This is a genomic window from Methanothermobacter crinale (genome assembly GCF_055397825.1).
The window spans coordinates 333,534-348,988 of sequence record NZ_AP042450.1 but is presented as its reverse complement, the minus strand read 5'-3'; the positions used below and the strand labels follow the sequence as shown (position 1 = coordinate 348,988).

Genomic DNA, 15,455 nt, shown 5'->3' with positions numbered 1-15,455 from the left:
TCAAAAAATGAGTTCGTTATGAAAGATATTCCTTTAGTTGTTCTCTGATTTTTTGGGCTACTTGTGTTGTTGTGTGTTTTCCTCCGAGGTCTGGGGTTTTTATTCCTTTTTTCAGGGTTTTTTTGAGGGCTTTTTCTATTAGTGTGGCTTCTTTTTTTTTGTTTAGGTGTTTTAGCATTAGTGTTGTTGATAGTATCATTGCTGTGGGGTTTGCTATGTTTTTTCCGGCTATTCTGGGTGCTGATCCGTGCACTGGTTCGAATATTCCGGTTTTTTGGCCGATGTTGGCTGATGGTGCCACTCCCAGTCCTCCTACTAGTGCTGCTGCTTCGTCTGATAGTATGTCTCCGAACATGTTTGTTGTTACAATGGTTTCGAACTCTTCTGGTTTTCTGATGAGGTACATTGCCATGGCATCAACATAAAAATCTTCGGCTTCTATTTCTGGATAGTTTTCTGCAACCTTGTAAAATTCTTCCCTGAAAATCCCATCAGTCTTTTTAAGGACATTGGCTTTATGCACAGCCGTTACTTTACCCCGATTTTCTTTCAAAGCATAATCAAAGGCAAACTTGCAAATACGCTCACAAGCCCGACGAGTAATAACACGCTTGGCAACAGCACCCTCACTCGTATACTCCTCCAAACCAACATACAAATCTTCAGTATTCTCACGAACAATAACAAAATCCAAACCAGAAAACAAACCACCAACACCAGGCAAAGACTTAACAGGCCTCAAATTAACAAACAAATCCAACTCACGCCTGAGCTTAACTATGACGTCGGCCGCGGTTTCTCCAGCAGCACCAAATAGGCACGCGTCTGAATCTTTTATGATTTGTAAGGTTTCATCTGGGAGTGAGTCACCGGTTTTCTCTGCACATTCATCTCCAGCCTCTGCAAACTCATATTCAAAATCTAAATCGAGGCCGTTGAGTATGTGTAATGCAGCGTCCATTACCTCTTTTCCGACTCCATCTCCTGGGATGACCGCTATCTTATACATGCGACTTCACCAATTCTTATTTTTGAGGTATGGGATTAAACCACCTTTTTTAAGTATTTCCACCATGAACTCTGGTAATTTTTTGAACTTGAATTCTCTTTTATCCTTTTTTATTATACCCTTCTCTAGGTCGATTTCTATTTCGTCTCCTGTTTTTAGGTGTTTTGATATTCCAGGGGCTTCTAGTAAGGGTATTCCAAGGTTTATCGCGTTGCGGTAGAATATTCTTGCGAAAGATTCTGCGATTACTGCTGATATCCCCGCGCCCTTTAGGGCTAGAGGGGCGTGTTCTCTTGATGAACCGCATCCAAAATTTTTACCCGCTACTATGAAATCGCCCTTTTTAACTTTATCTGGAAATTGGGGGTCTATACCTTCCATTAGATGTTTTGCAAGTTTCTTGGGGTCTCTTATGACAAGGTATCTGCCTGGTATTATCTGATCGGTGTCGATATCATCCTCGAATTTCCAAACTTTTCCTTTCATGGGTTTTCACGCCCTTAGATATTATTTGGGTGTGTTATTTTTCCTTTTATTGCGGAGGCTGCGGCTACTGCTGCAGATGATAGGTATACTTCTGATTCTGGGCTTCCTTGCCTGCCCTTGAAGTTCCGGTTAGAAGTTGAGAGGCTGACTTCTCCCGGTCCGAGGAGTCCTATGTGGCCTCCGAGGCAAGGGCCGCAACATGGATTGCATACTATTGCGCCCGCATCTATGAAGATTTTTATTAAACCTTCGTCTAAAGCTTTTGTGTAAACTTCCCTTGAGGCAGGTATTACTAGCATTCTAACTCTTTCTGATATTTCTCCACCCTTTAGTATTTTTGCAGCGTATCTTAGATCTTCTATGCGCCCGTTTGTGCACGATCCTATGAATATCTGGTCTATTTCTGTCCCTTCCACTTCACTTATCGGTTTCACGTTATCTACGTTGTGTGGACATGCTATCTGTGGTTCGAGGCTTTCGACGTTTACTTGCATGCTTTCGAGTGAAGGCGCGTCAGGGTCTGTTTTCATGATATTATAGGGTTTTTTTGATCTTCTTTTCACATATTCTATGGTTTTTTCATCTGCTTCTATTATCCCTGTTTTACCACCCATTTCGATGGCCATGTTGCAGAGCACTAGCCTTTCTGAAATGGTCATGTTTTTCACTGTACTTCCTGTGAATTCACAAGCTTTGTATGTGGCTCCATCTATTCCCATTTTTCCTATGATATATAATATGATATCCTTTGCACATACATGATTCTTTGGTTGGCCTTCTATTTCGAATCGGATGGTTTCCGGGACTTTGAACCATAATTTTCCGGTGGCTAGGACCATTGCCATGTCTGTTGACCCTATACCTGTGGCGAATGCCCCGAGGGCCCCATGAGTGCAAGTATGTGAATCTGTCCCAACTATAACATCCCCTGGGACAACATGGCCTTTCTCTGGCAGTACTTGGTGGCATATGCCCTCTCTAACATCATAGAAATCTTCTATACCTTGTTCTTTCACGAATTTTCTCATGATTATATGATTCTCAGCAGCTTCTATGGAATCTGCGGGTACTTGATGGTCGAATAGTACAACTACCTTAGATGGGTCCCATACTTTTTCCGATCCTATTTTTTTAAATGCTTCAACAGCGAGGGGACCTGTCAGATCATGCATCATAGCCACATCTATATTAGCCATTATTATCTCACCGGCTTCGACCTCTTTTTTACCAGCAGCTTTTGCGAGTATTTTCTCAGAAATAGTCATGGACACGTTTAATCCTCCCTGATCGAATCTTTTGAAGAGTTAATGGAGCGATCATAGAATAAGGCGCTCTTTTCTATCTTATTGTATTTTTTTATTTTATACTAATATAAAGATTATAGTGAAAATCTTCCATGAACTCATAGTGTTGAATGATGATTCGGAAATTTCCTTCCGATTTATTCGCAGAAGATTATAAATACCTTATTAATTACCAATACCCTCTTTATAAATGGGTTATTAAACCGTAGAATTAATATATAGGCTCTAATATAATATTTGTTGATAATTTTTTCCACACCAGATAAAAATAGTTTGTATTTGAAAGTGGTGATTTTGTGATTAAAGATTCACACATTTTAGCCGAACTACCTTCAAAGGCGGATATTAGCGTTGAAAAAAATAATGGGATAAGAGAAAAATTTAGCCACGAAAAACTCGTTAAATCACTTCTAATGGTGGGCTCACCCCTCTGGGCCGCTGAAAAAATAGCATCAAAAGTCGCTAAATCAGCCTATGATGGTATCACAACCAGAGAAATAAAAATGTTAGTATACACCTCATTAAAAGAGATCGACGAAGAAACAGCGGACAAGTACTTAGCCGCCAGAAAATTAAAAGTTAGAACATCACGTGACACAATAGAATCATTCAACCAGAAGAAAATAGAAAAAAGTTTAATCAAAGAAGCCGGAGCGTCACCACAACTAGCAGAGAAAATAGCCACAGGAGTATGGAAAGAACTTAAAAAACTTGACGTAGAATACCTCACAGCCCCAATGATAAGAGAGATGGTCAACACCAAACTCATCGAACACGGCCTAGAAAAACTAAGAAGAAAATACACCAGACTCGGAATACCAGTGTACAATATCACAGAACTCATAACCGAAGGCTCAAGAGACAACGCAAACATGATACACAACCCCGAAACTGTCCACAAATATGTTGCCGACGAAGCCCTCAAACAATACACACTACTCCACATACTACCCACCCGCCTAGCAGACGCCCACATGTCAGGAGACATACACATACACGATCTCGAATTTTTTGCAGCCCGCCCCTTGAACTGTTTGCAACACGACCTCAGATTATTTATAAAGCATGGTCTTAGGGTCGACGGGACAGGAGATCACACATCAGTCGCAGGACCCCCAAAACACCTTGAAACCCTTATGAACCACGCTGGGGAAATACTGCTAGCAGCCCAACAAAACATGTCCGGCGGCCAGGCCATGAGCCTCTGGAATGTTTTTGTGGCACCATTCGCCGCCGACCTATCATACGAGGAAATAAAACAAGCCGTGCAAATGTTCATATTCAACCTTAACATGGCATATGCCGCAAGGGGGAGTCAAGTCCCATTCACAAGTATAAACTTAGAATTCGCAGTACCAGATTTCCTATTAGACGTGCCGGCTTACGGGCCCCGTGGTGAACAAATGGGAGTATACGGAGACTTTTATGAAGAGGCTAAACAGGTTACAAGGGCGTTCACGGAAGTGCTCCTTGAAGGAGACGCTGATGGCAAACCCCACCTATTCCCGAACACGATATATGTCATCCGCAAAGAAACCCTCAAAGGCGAATTTGATGATGACTTACACCTTGTACATGAATTAGCCGCTAAATACGGGACAGTATATTTTGTTAACATGTTAGCAGATTACAGGGGTGAAATGTCCAATTACATGGGATGTAGAACACTACTCTCAGACAATTGGACAGGAAACTGGGAACAAGACTGCCTTAGAACAGGGAATCTAGCATATGTAACCTTAAACCTCCCAAGGATCGCATACCAGGCAAAAGATGACGACGAAATATTTGAGTATATTGACGAATACCTTGACCTCGCACTCAACACACTACAACTAAGAAGAAAACAAGCACTCAAATGCCTCAACAACTATAATCTATTACCTTTCCTCACACAAGAAATTGAAGGTGAAAGCTATTATAGGATAGAAAATGCAACCCTAAGCTTCGGATACGTTGGCCTGAACGAAATGCTAGAATATCATACAGGACACGGTATCGCAGATCCTTATGCCAACAAATTCGGACTCGAGGTAATAGAATATTTATATGATCGTGCCCAGGAACTCAAAAAAGAAACTGGCTTGCGATGGAGCGTATTACAAACGCCCGCTGAGAGCACAGCCCACAGATTTGCGATGTTAGACAAAAAATTATACAAGGAAAAAGCCATAGTACAAGGAAAAGAAGACTCATACTATTACACTAACTCCAGTCACGTGCCAGTAGATGCTGAAATAGACATGATAAAGAAAATAAAAATAGAAGAAAAGTACCATCCAATAACACCTGGAGGACACATATTCCATGCATGGCTCGGCGAAGCCCAACCAGACACAGAAGCACTTCAAAAATTCACAAAAAACATTTGCCAAAATACAAAAATAGGGTTCTGGGATTATAGTAGCGCTCTAAGTTTCTGCCTCAAATGCAAAACCCTCATGAGAGGATTGCAAGAAACCTGCGCCAACTGCGGCGAAAAAGAGGAAGTAGAATGGTACGACCGCATAACAGGATACGTCCAACAAGTTGGAAGGGCCAAGTCATCCAGCGGAGGATGGAACAAAGGCAAAAGACAAGAACTACTCGACAGAAAACGCTACAATTTATAATTTCCCCCAAGCCATGATAACCATACAACCCATTGGAAATGTTGAGGAAAAAATCTTGGAGCTCCTAAAGAAGTTCATATCCAGCATCTTCAATACCAAATGTATAGTTTCTAACCAGAACCTAAAAGTTCCAGAGAATGCATATAACCCATTAAGAAACCAATATCATTCCACCAAATTATTACTTTTTTTAAAAAATAGGATGAAAGCGGAGTTTACAAGAAGCCGCAGGGAAAGCCCGCTCTTCCAAGAAGAAGATGTCACTCGCGTCCTAGGCGTAACAGATGTCGACCTTTATGCACCTCATTTAAATTTCGTATTCGGGGAGGCAGAATCCCCTGGAAAATTTGCAATAATATCAACTTATAGATTAAGACATTTAAATAAGAGGATATTCATAGAAAGGGTGCTGAAAGAGGCTATACATGAACTTGGCCACACATTTGGATTAGCCCATTGCAGCAATCCCTTTTGTGTAATGTATTTCAGCAACAGCATCACAGACACGGACAAAAAAAGCTACATGTTCTGTAATATGTGTCTAAAGAAACTAAAATTAGCATGAATAACTTTTGGGGTGGCTGAAACCCAACCTCTTAACTTCATGGATAGGATGTTTTAAGTCAACATTTTGCAGAAAAAGGGTGGAGTTGGAGAAAATAAAATTCCAATCCATTAACATATATTGAGAAATTGGATAAGCGTGTGGAACTTTTTAAAAAGACGGTGCACACTACAGATCAGTTTTGCAGGTTCCCCCCCAACTAATGGATATTTTCACCTTTTTCGGGGCTTGTCTTTGAATATTATTTTGAATTGCGTGCCCTGGCCTGTTTTGAGGGTTATTTTTCCATCGATTTGTTTTGTTAGGATGTTCACTAGTTTTAGGCCTAAGGTTTCTGTTTTTTCCAAATCTATGCTTTCTGGCAAGCCTATTCCATCATCAGCCACTATTAGTTCTATGTTATCATCATTGGTTGTGAGTTTTATTGTTATAGTACCTTCTCCAGTTGGGAACGCATATTTTATACTGTTGGTTATAAGCTCGTTGATGATTAGGCCAAGTGGTATCGCGGTGTCTATATCTAGTTTTATATCCTGGATTTCTAGTTTCTTTTTAATTTTGGCTTTATAGGAGAGGAATATATTATCTATTATTCTTTTTGTGTATTCTTTGAAATTGATATGGGTTAATGTCTCGGATTGGTAAAGGTGTTCGTGTATCATTGTCATTGCTTGTATTCTTCCTTGGCTTTCTTTGAGTAATCTGTGGACTTCTTCTCCTTTTATTTTGTTGAATTGGAGGTTTAGTAGGCTGCTGATGATTTGTAAGTTGTTTTTAACACGGTGATGTATTTCCCTTAAGAGCGTCTCTTTTTCTTTGAGGGACTCTTTGATCTTCTTTTCTGCTTTACAACGTTCAGTAACATCTTCTATGATAACTGATAAGCCTACTACTTCACCATTTTTCTCTAGAACTGAATGATGTTCTATGAATGAAATCTTTTCACCCTTCAAATTTGTGAAGGTTCTAACCTTCTTATCGGGTTTTTCCCCTTTTATAGCCAGTTTAAGGCCTGATATTATCTCCTCGGGGTCTAATTTGATCTTGGGGAGTATTCTTATAATGTTTTTACCTATTAGGTCTTCTCTTTTGAACCCTGAAAGTTTTAATGCCTTTTTATTAACTTCAAGTATCCTCCCATTTTTATCCAGTACTATTATGCCGTTGGGGGCTGTTTCCACAACAGCCCGGTACCTTTCCTCACTCTCTTCAATTCTCCTTTTAGCCTCTTTAAGTTCAGTGATATCGATGAGTGAGGCCACGCTCTTCTTTGTCCTTGGGATCATGCCCACGTTTACTTGTATGTGTTTGATATTCCCTTGGCGGTCACGTAATCTGAAAGTATATTTTCTAGGTGCCAGGCTAGGATCTTTTCTGCGCAGATCATGATATTTCTTCATCCTTTTCAAGTCTTCTTCTACTACAAAATCTTCCCAAGTTTTTTCACCTTCTAATTCCTTTTTAGAATATCCACTAAGTTTTTCGGATTCTTTGTTGGCTAGTAATACTGTACTGTCTTCATCTATGATAACTGTCGCAGTACCAGTATTCTCGAATATACTCCTATATAATTCTTCTTTCTTTTTAATTTCCTCCTTTAATTGCTTATATTCGGTTAGATCTTCATATACTGCCACTATTTCCCCTGTGGGTAACTTATATACGAAATTATCCCGCCATCCGCTGATTCTCTCGTCTTTATAATGGGCCATGGGAAAATGTTCCGGCTGGCCCGTTTTGTACACTCTCCTGAAAACGTCTAATAGGCCAAAATTTTTCACTCCTGGAAACACTTCAGTCACTCTTCTGCCAAGAACATCTTCCTTTTTCACTTGCTCAGCGTGTTCAGCAGCAGGATTAAAATCCTTGAAGACAAAATCCTTACCGTTGTCAATGGCCTCATAAACCGCCACGCACCTGCCAGTATACTTAAACAGGTTTCTATAACGCTCCCTTTCTTCTTTCAATTCACTCATCATATCAAGTACTAAGTCCATGGCGGTTTTAAGCTCTTTAACATCAAATGGCTTGCCTATATGAATATGAGGAGGAACTAAAATGGCCTTCTGGATATTAACCTCCTCTAAATCGATCAAGTATACAGGGTGCAGGTTAAGGTCTTTAAGTTTACCACTCCATCTTATATCCTTAGTAGGGGTAGTATACACAAGAAACAAGTCAGTTTTAAGCCCCATTACCATAACTTCTTCAACACTACTAGCAACATCAACACTAAAACCAAGGGCTTCAAGCTTCTGCTCTAAATCTGAAACCTTAAGTTCAGCACAATTAAGCAGAAGAATCTTCAATCTACCCCCACCCTTTATAATAAAATATATTATTGTGTATATTTCCTATTATTCATTACCTTTTTTAAATGTTTTTAGAGATCAAGGCAGATGTTATCCCCACTTCGAAAATGGAAATTTTCAATTAGTTCATCAATTTTATCATGGTTTTTATCCATTCATGTCAAATCAAGGTTACATAGGATCCTATTCGAAATATTCCTTTGGTTCATTTCAAGGCAGAAGTGCTCTCCCATCGGAGGCGTGGATTTGTGAAGAATCTAAAATGGGAAACCCTCCACAATACAGAATCTGAATTACTCTAACCTGGCTTTTAGGTGTTTTTTTTCTCCTTCACTTAGAAGGGATCCTTCTTTCCACGAATTTTCAAGGGCCTTACACAGCCCCACACAGGGGACATGGTCTTATATTTTAATTTAAAACAATCCCACCGTATCCCACAATATGGAAGTGGGGGGCTATCAGCAACCCGAGTGTTAAAGTATAATCTGTGAGGATTGGACCGTAAAGCCTCCCCAATGGGAGTTTACACAGAAGAAATTATATTGGTAAATAGAAGCCATTGAAAGAGACAATATACGAGAGAAAAATGTTTACACAAAAAAGTTATATTAGTAAAGTGTTGTAAAGGAAGAAGCCTAATATGAGCAGTTTCTTCCCCTCACGACCCAAAAAATAAACAAGGATTGAAAAGTCTCCCTTAACTAGGGGAAGTGGCTATTTCCGAATGTATGGGACTGGTCAATTTTTCGATATTAGGCTTTAGCATCTTATGGCGGGTGAATGTTATTCTCTTTCTTATTCCATATAATCTTTCATGGAAGTTGCATAGGATCCATTTTTTAATTTTAAAGCTCTTGTAATGGATTTTGATGATTCACCGAATCCTGGGGCGACTAGTGTGTGTCTACCAGCCCCTCCAGCGACCACTATCACCACATCATCCTTTGAGCGTGTTATTTTCACCATACCATCCTTTACATGCCTTTTGTCGAGTGCTCGACCACCCCTCTCAGCTAGGTTCAAGGGCACCATCGCATTCTCATGTATATAATCCTTTACATCATCTTTTTCCCAACCTTCAAATGCAATGGCCCTTGCATGTTCCGGGCCCATTATAACCAATATTTCACCGGGGACGTGACTATTATTGCAACCTGCTGTTGATATCGTATCTATTATGGTGTCCAATATGTCCTCTGACTTGGTGCTTCTATGATCGTTTACGTTGTAAGGTGCTTCTGCACCCATTACTGTTACTGTTGTTGAATTTTCTGGGAATCCTCTTTCAACATGTAATGGGTCCCATGGACTTTCATCTTCATTTTCTGCGAGACAGTAAGTGTACTTTGCTGGGGATCCCATGGTTGCATGGTCTCCGATTCCTGGCATGGCCCCTGCTATGTTAATCAAGCAGAGTCTGAGGGCTCTTCCAAGTGTTGCATTGTAGAGATTCCCGGGGCCGAGGCATCCTGTTGAACAATTAAATCCTATTTCGTCTGCTATTGGACCGTTAACTATTATTGCGGCTGCTATTGGATGCGTTGTTGCGTTTATCGCTGCCAAATTGAATTTTTCATCTGCTATGGCTATGATGGCTTGTTCGATGAATGGCATTAATTGGGGTGGGCATCCCGCCATAACCGCGTTTATTGCGATCTTTTCAATGGTTGCTTTACCGTTTCGTGGGGGTAAAACTGCTATAACTTCACTCGGATCCCTTGACGAATATTCATAAAATCTTTCCACTCTTTCTGGCGTGGGTGGTATAATAGGGAGGCCATCAGTGAATCCTTTCTGGTAAAACTCTAGGTTTATCTTTTCTAGGGAGTCGGGTTTGTAGTTGATAGAGCATTCGCATCCTTTCATCACAGTTCACCCAATGAACTTTTTGACCTCTTCTATTGTCTGTCTTGTTTTCTTGATTATCTCATCCTTTTTTAGGCCTGCTATTGGATGTTTTATCTTGGCTATTCTAATGTTGTCCGCTCCGTGTGCTGTGGCTAGTTCCTTTGCGAATTTGCTAAACTTGTCTGAGCAGATGGTGATAGTCGGGGTTCCAAGTTTTTCGAGGCGCATGGCGTCTAGTATGAGCCATGTTGTGCAAGAACCGCAATCTCCAAGGGCTAATATGCACAAGTTTGCTTGGTTTGCTTTTTGTATTTCATGGTCTGGTGCTGGGGCCCCCGCCGGTTTAGTGAATTTTAAAATTCTTATACTATTTAGGTTTTTTACGATTTCTTCGAGTATAGTATCTGCATTGGGTTTGGTGTTGTTGATTAGGGAAATTCTTTCTATTTTTTCTATCTTGTTTATTTTGGTCTTTTGTTTTTCTGTTTCTGCAAGGGGATTCAAGATCTTCATTCTATCAGTTTTAATCTTTTTATGATGAATTCTTTGTCAAGGGATAAGAGGAATGATGCTGCCCTTGGACCCATCTTTTTCCCTATAAGTACCTTGTAGATGGCCTGGAATGCTTCTCTGGGTTTTAGGCCATGTTTTCTCAATATATTATATATTTCGTCGTGGAGTTCTTTGGGGGTTAAACTTTTTTCTTTTATTGTATCAGCGACTTCGTTGAGGAATGCTTTTTGTTCTTTTGAGAGTTCTACTGGTGGTATTTTCTCTTGTACTTGGAATTTAACCATCTCTGGAGCGTATTTCCTCAGCCAATTTTGCACATGTCTTATTCTTTCAATGAGCTGTTCTCTTTGAAAGTCCTTCAGATCATCTAAGCTTTTGTCACCAAATCCTGGGGGTAATTGTGAGTTCTTTTTGAGGATTTTATAGATTCTTTCAAGGTCTTCGCCGGCTATTTGACATGCTACTGTCATGAACCTGTAGGATGGACGTAATGGCAAGTCTTCAAATTCTTGTATCATGGAAGCCTTGTAGATCCCCTTCAATTTTTCTTCTTCCTTTTCTGATGCGGCGGATTCCATGGCATAATATATTCTTTCTGTGCGGTCGAACTGGTCCATCAGGTCTAAAAATGGCATTTCGGGGTTGAAATCTTTATGTTTCATTGGTTTGCTCCTGAATATGAAATAGTTCAGGCTCTCTGGGGGTCCTATTTCCAACCATTGTCCTGGTGTGAAGAATACGCCCTTGGATTTTGACATGGCTTCTCCTTTGAGGGTTATCCACTCATATGGCACGGGATATGGTGGGGGGTAATCGAATATTTCCTTGGATATTCTGCTGCTGACATCATAGGATCCTCCGCTTGCTGCATGATCCTTGCCAAAGGGTTCGCAGGTAACATTTAAAATTTTCCATCGCGCGGCCCATTCCACTCTCCATGTAAGTTTACCCAATCCAGATTTAATATCCATCTCACCACTAAATCCGCATTTACAATCATAGTAGACGGTATCTCCTTGGAAGTCTTTGGCATAGGTTGTGTTTATCCTTCCACACTCGTTACAGATGGGATTATAAGGTAACCAGTCATCTGGGAGCGGATTTTCCCGATACTTATTGAATATTTGTCTTATCTCTGGTGCTCTTTCCAGAGAGAGGCGGATATATTCATTGTATAAACCGTCCTTGTACATTTGGGCTCCTGAATATGCTTCAAGTTCTATGTTGAATTTTTCGAGACTTTCCAAGAATGGTCTTTGGAAGTGTTCTACAAATCCTTCACAACAGTCCCTGGGGCATGGTATCATGGAATATGGCACACCAAGATACTTGTTGAAACTTTCAGGTAATGGATATGGTACTTTACGGAGTGGGTCATGATCATCAGCCACCCAGACGGTTTTGGCTTTTATATCATTTTCTATTAAACTCCTTGATATGGCATTGGCTATGAAAACGTCACATGAATTCCCAATATGTATAGCCCCTGAAATGGATGTTCCACTAGCGATTATGTGCTCTTTTATGTCCATTTTCTTAAGGTTGTCTGCTATCCTTTCAACCCAGTGCTTCAATTCCATCACCAACCCCAAGGATGGAAGGTTTAATCTGTGAATATATCTTCTTGTGCGTTTTCAAGCCATTCATTCACTATCTTCACTGCACAGTATTCTCCACACATTGTACAAGTGTCAGGGTCTTCTGGGGGCCTTTCTTCCCTTATTCTCCTCGCATCTGCCGGGCACATGGAAACATTAAATTGTGCCTCCCAGTCCAGTCTTTTACGTGCATTAGCCATTAAAAGATCTTTTTCACCATTGTGTATCCCTTTGGACATGTCACCTACATATGCTCCTATTCTCGTGGCTATAACACCTTCTTTAACATCCTCTGGGTATGGTAATGCGAGGTGTTCTGCTGGTGTGACATAACAGATAAAATCAGCACCCGCAGCCGCTGATGCAGCTGCTCCTATAGCAGCCACGATATGATCATAGCCGGCTGCTATGTCAGTGACAATAGGCCCTAACATGTAGAATGGGGCTCCCTTGCATAATTTTTTTTGTAGTATTACATTTGCTTTTATTTCATCTAATGGTATGTGACCAGGACCTTCTACCATGGCCTGGACTCCAACTTCTCTACTCTTGTCGATTAATTCTCCGAGTATTATGAGTTCTTGGACTTGTGCACGGTCAGTTGCGTCTGCAATAGCCCCTGCACGCATGCCATTTGCGAGTGATAATACGAAGTCGTGTTCTTTCGCTATTTCTAAGATATAATCGAAATCTTTGTAGAGAGGGTTTTCTGTTTCGTTTTCAACTATCCATGCTGATATGAATGCTCCGCCCCTGCTCACTAGGCCGCCTTCACGGCCTTGCCTTTTTAATCTTTTGAGGGTTTCCATGTTTATGCTGCAGTGTATGGCCATGAAGTCTATGCCATCTTTTGCTTGCTTTTCTATGGTTTTGAATAGTATGTCTTCGTCCATGTATATGGCGGCGCCTTTTTTTCTTATGGTTTCTATGGCTGCCTGGTATACTGGTACGCTGCCTACGGGTATCGGGGAGATTTCGAGGATTCTCTTTCTGATTTTGTCGAGGTCGCCTCCGACTGATAGTTCCATTAGAGTGTCGGCTTTGTTTTTGATCGCGATTTCTGCCTTTTCCTCCTCCATTTTAAGGTCTACTATGTCTGTGGAGGTTCCTATTGTCGCGTTTACCTTCGTCCTGAGTCCTTCACCGATACCAACGGGTTTTACTTCCCTGTTAATGTTGCTTGGTATGATTATCCTACCATTAGCCACGCCCCTTCTTATAAAATCTTCTGAGACGTTTTCTTCTTTGGCGATGGTTTTCATTTCTTCTGTTATGATACCTTTTTTTGCTTTGTCCATTTGCGTCATGGGATGTTCACCCTCTGAGTTTTAATTTTTCATTCCAATAATTTTCATACCGGTTTTTTACCATTTCGTAGTCTGGTATGTTAGTTTGTGTGCCTTCGGCTTCTACTATGAAGGATGCTACCGTGGATGCGAATTTTCCACATGTTTCGAGGTTGGCCCCTTCAAGGTAGGCTCGTAAGAAACCTGCACGATACGAGTCCCCGGCGCCAGTGGGGTCGGTTGCTTTGCAAACTACGGCGCCTATTTTTATTTTTTCTTCTGCATATATTATGCTTCCCTGTTTTCCATAGGTTTTCACTATTATATGGGGGCCGATTTCTTGTAGTTTCTTTATGTTCATTGAGAGTCTTTTTTGTATTCTGTCTATTTCGAAGTGGTTGCCGAATAGTATGTCAGTTAATCTTATTACCTTTTCTAGTTGTTTTTTTGTATAGAGGTGGAGGTCTTGTCCTGGGTCGAATGATATGAGTTTGTCTTCCTTTCGCGCGATTTCTCCGCATTTGCCGTTGAATGATGGGTCGCCCGTGGCAAGGTGGACTGCGCGGGCTTTTTGTATTGCCTGGTATGGTACTTCGGTGTTTTTGAAATTTTTGGCCGCTCCCCAGTAGAAGTAGCTTATCTGGTCTTTTTTGGAGTTTGTCATTATGAATGCTGTTGGCGTGCTTTCATCTTCTATGATGATCATAGAGTCTGTGTCTATTTTGAATTCTTTCAATTTTTTGTGATATCCTGATCCTATGAAGTCTCCCCCTACCGCTGATACTAGTGAGGTTTTGAGGTTGAGGGAGGATCCGACTATTGCGACGTTTGCAGCGGCGCCGCCATGCATTTTTTTCATTTTTTTTATGGTTACTGATGAGTTGGGTGGTGGGAATTCATCTATTTGGATTATATAATCGATGGCTGTGTGTCCGATAGCTAGTAGGTCCCTTTCATTCAAGAAAATCACCTTGCAAATGGTTGGGAAAACAGATCCTTATCTGGTGTTGGGGAGATATGGGGGTATTTGGTTACTGGTTATATTAATCTTTCACTTTTTTACTTGATACTTTCAAATCCTTCTTTTTGGATTGTGGATTGTCCTTTGTTGAATATGAAGTCTATGAAGTCGTTTATGCGTTCATTGAATGGTATTATGCTTATCACGTGTCTTGTTTCATCCTTTAGTATGTTGTTTCCTGGGAATTTGCTGGCGTTTAGGAAAGTGTGAAGTTTTGGGTTATCTTGCACTATCTGGAATGCTTGGAATGGTGATTTAACCTTTTTTGTGATCTTGAATTTTATGCCATTTTCTCTTAGTATTCTCCAGGCTAGTCTTTGTGAGGAGTTTTCCACAGCGACGAACCTGGCATTGTTAAGTTCCTTGATGTTTTGGATTTCGTCTCCTGGTATGAGCGCTAGGTGGTCATAGGCGATTGGTATGAAGTCTAGGTTGTTTCTGAATGCTATGATGGGATCATCTAATGCTATTAGGTCCAATCTGCATTTTTTTGAAAGATGGAACGCTTCATCGTCGGTACAAGTGTATAGTGCCGCGTCTAATCCATAAACTTCAATCAGCGCCCCCATAAGCTGTGAGGATATGTAACCTGCCGCTATCAGGATCCTTTCACCCTCCTTTAGGAGGTTTTTGTATTCCTGGTACTTTTTAAGGATCCTGGCACCTTCTGGTGTGAGTTCAGAACCGCTTTTACTACTTTTAACTAACTTGAATCCTAGTTTATCCTCGAACTTTAGTATGCGCCTATTAAATACCTGGACTGTTATACCAACCTTTTTGGCTGCTCTTCTCTGGGAGCACGTCCTTGAAACCCATTCTAACATTTCGAGTAATCTGTGGTCTAATTCAACACCATCTATGGAAATCCCAACAATTGGTTTTTCTTTCATACTAACCGGGA

12 protein-coding genes are annotated in these 15,455 nt (G+C 40.7%); 2 read left to right on the top strand and 10 right to left on the bottom strand.

Features of this window, described 5'->3' with window-relative positions; translation table 11 throughout:
* Nucleotides 1-16: 16 nt before the first annotated feature.
* From ACZ5XX_RS02140 to hacA, 3 genes are read right to left on the bottom strand one after another with little or no spacing between them, the layout of a single operon-like run.
* Nucleotides 17-1,009, bottom strand: a complete 993-nt coding sequence (locus tag ACZ5XX_RS02140) for an isocitrate/isopropylmalate family dehydrogenase (RefSeq protein WP_464585154.1) — start codon at nt 1,007-1,009, stop codon at nt 17-19.
* Nucleotides 1,010-1,015: 6 nt separating this feature from the next.
* Complete coding sequence (locus ACZ5XX_RS02135) at nt 1,016-1,495, bottom strand: 3-isopropylmalate dehydratase small subunit (RefSeq protein WP_464585152.1); 480 nt, start codon at nt 1,493-1,495, stop codon at nt 1,016-1,018.
* Between the two features lie 14 nt (nt 1,496-1,509).
* Entirely contained in the window at nt 1,510-2,766 is a 1,257-nt protein-coding gene (gene hacA, locus ACZ5XX_RS02130) for a homoaconitase large subunit (RefSeq protein WP_464585150.1), read from the bottom strand.
* A gap of 329 nt (nt 2,767-3,095) precedes the next feature.
* On the opposite strand from hacA, the gene nrdD reads away from it, so the two are divergent.
* Both nrdD and ACZ5XX_RS02120 read left to right on the top strand, forming a co-directional pair.
* Nucleotides 3,096-5,411, top strand: coding sequence for an anaerobic ribonucleoside-triphosphate reductase (gene nrdD / locus ACZ5XX_RS02125; RefSeq protein ID WP_464585148.1), 2,316 nt, complete (start codon nt 3,096-3,098; stop codon nt 5,409-5,411).
* Between the two features lie 13 nt (nt 5,412-5,424).
* Nucleotides 5,425-5,976 carry an archaemetzincin family Zn-dependent metalloprotease gene (locus ACZ5XX_RS02120; RefSeq protein WP_464585146.1) on the top strand — a complete coding sequence of 184 codons (552 nt, stop codon included), beginning with the start codon at nt 5,425-5,427 and terminating at the stop codon, nt 5,974-5,976.
* A 212-nt stretch (nt 5,977-6,188) separates the two neighbouring features.
* Here ACZ5XX_RS02120 and ACZ5XX_RS02115 read toward each other — a convergent pair whose 3' ends face one another.
* From ACZ5XX_RS02115 to ACZ5XX_RS02085, 7 genes are all read right to left on the bottom strand, one after another.
* Nucleotides 6,189-8,285: a PAS domain S-box protein gene (locus ACZ5XX_RS02115; RefSeq protein ID WP_464585144.1), complete on the bottom strand. Its 2,097-nt coding sequence runs from the start codon at nt 8,283-8,285 to the stop codon at nt 6,189-6,191.
* 798 nt (nt 8,286-9,083) lie between these two features.
* A complete protein-coding gene (locus ACZ5XX_RS02110) occupies nt 9,084-10,154 on the bottom strand; it encodes a hypothetical protein (RefSeq protein ID WP_464585143.1) in 1,071 nt (356 codons plus the stop codon).
* Nucleotides 10,155-10,160: 6 nt separating this feature from the next.
* Complete coding sequence (locus tag ACZ5XX_RS02105; protein WP_464585141.1) at nt 10,161-10,649, bottom strand: UGSC family (seleno)protein; 489 nt, start codon at nt 10,647-10,649, stop codon at nt 10,161-10,163.
* Nucleotides 10,646-12,223 (bottom strand): lysine--tRNA ligase, encoded by a 1,578-nt coding sequence (gene lysS / locus ACZ5XX_RS02100; protein WP_464586148.1) that lies wholly within the window; start codon nt 12,221-12,223, stop codon nt 10,646-10,648. The genes ACZ5XX_RS02105 and lysS overlap by 4 nt, the downstream gene beginning before the upstream one ends.
* A gap of 29 nt (nt 12,224-12,252) precedes the next feature.
* Nucleotides 12,253-13,554, bottom strand: a complete 1,302-nt coding sequence (gene thiC, locus ACZ5XX_RS02095) for a phosphomethylpyrimidine synthase (protein ID WP_464585139.1) — start codon at nt 13,552-13,554, stop codon at nt 12,253-12,255.
* A gap of 7 nt (nt 13,555-13,561) precedes the next feature.
* Nucleotides 13,562-14,494, bottom strand: a complete 933-nt coding sequence (locus tag ACZ5XX_RS02090; RefSeq protein ID WP_464585137.1) for a carbohydrate kinase family protein — start codon at nt 14,492-14,494, stop codon at nt 13,562-13,564.
* Nucleotides 14,495-14,592: 98 nt separating this feature from the next.
* Nucleotides 14,593-15,444: a helix-turn-helix domain-containing protein gene (locus ACZ5XX_RS02085; RefSeq protein ID WP_464585135.1), complete on the bottom strand. Its 852-nt coding sequence runs from the start codon at nt 15,442-15,444 to the stop codon at nt 14,593-14,595.
* Nucleotides 15,445-15,455 lie beyond the last annotated feature (11 nt).

Bases quoted from the DNA above. Each gene is read 5' to 3' on its own strand.
- ACZ5XX_RS02105 (WP_464585141.1), bottom strand. From the start codon at position 10,649: ATGAAGATCTTGAATCCCCTTGCAGAAACAGAAAAACAAAAGACCAAA.
- ACZ5XX_RS02135 (WP_464585152.1), bottom strand. From the start codon at position 1,495: ATGAAAGGAAAAGTTTGGAAATTCGAGGATGATATCGACACCGATCAG.
- ACZ5XX_RS02085 (WP_464585135.1), bottom strand. From the start codon at position 15,444: ATGAAAGAAAAACCAATTGTTGGGATTTCCATAGATGGTGTTGAATTA.
- ACZ5XX_RS02120 (WP_464585146.1), top strand. From the start codon at position 5,425: ATGATAACCATACAACCCATTGGAAATGTTGAGGAAAAAATCTTGGAG.
- ACZ5XX_RS02140 (WP_464585154.1), bottom strand. From the start codon at position 1,009: ATGTATAAGATAGCGGTCATCCCAGGAGATGGAGTCGGAAAAGAGGTA.
- ACZ5XX_RS02110 (WP_464585143.1), bottom strand. From the start codon at position 10,154: ATGAAAGGATGCGAATGCTCTATCAACTACAAACCCGACTCCCTAGAA.
- thiC (WP_464585139.1), bottom strand. From the start codon at position 13,554: ATGACGCAAATGGACAAAGCAAAAAAAGGTATCATAACAGAAGAAATG.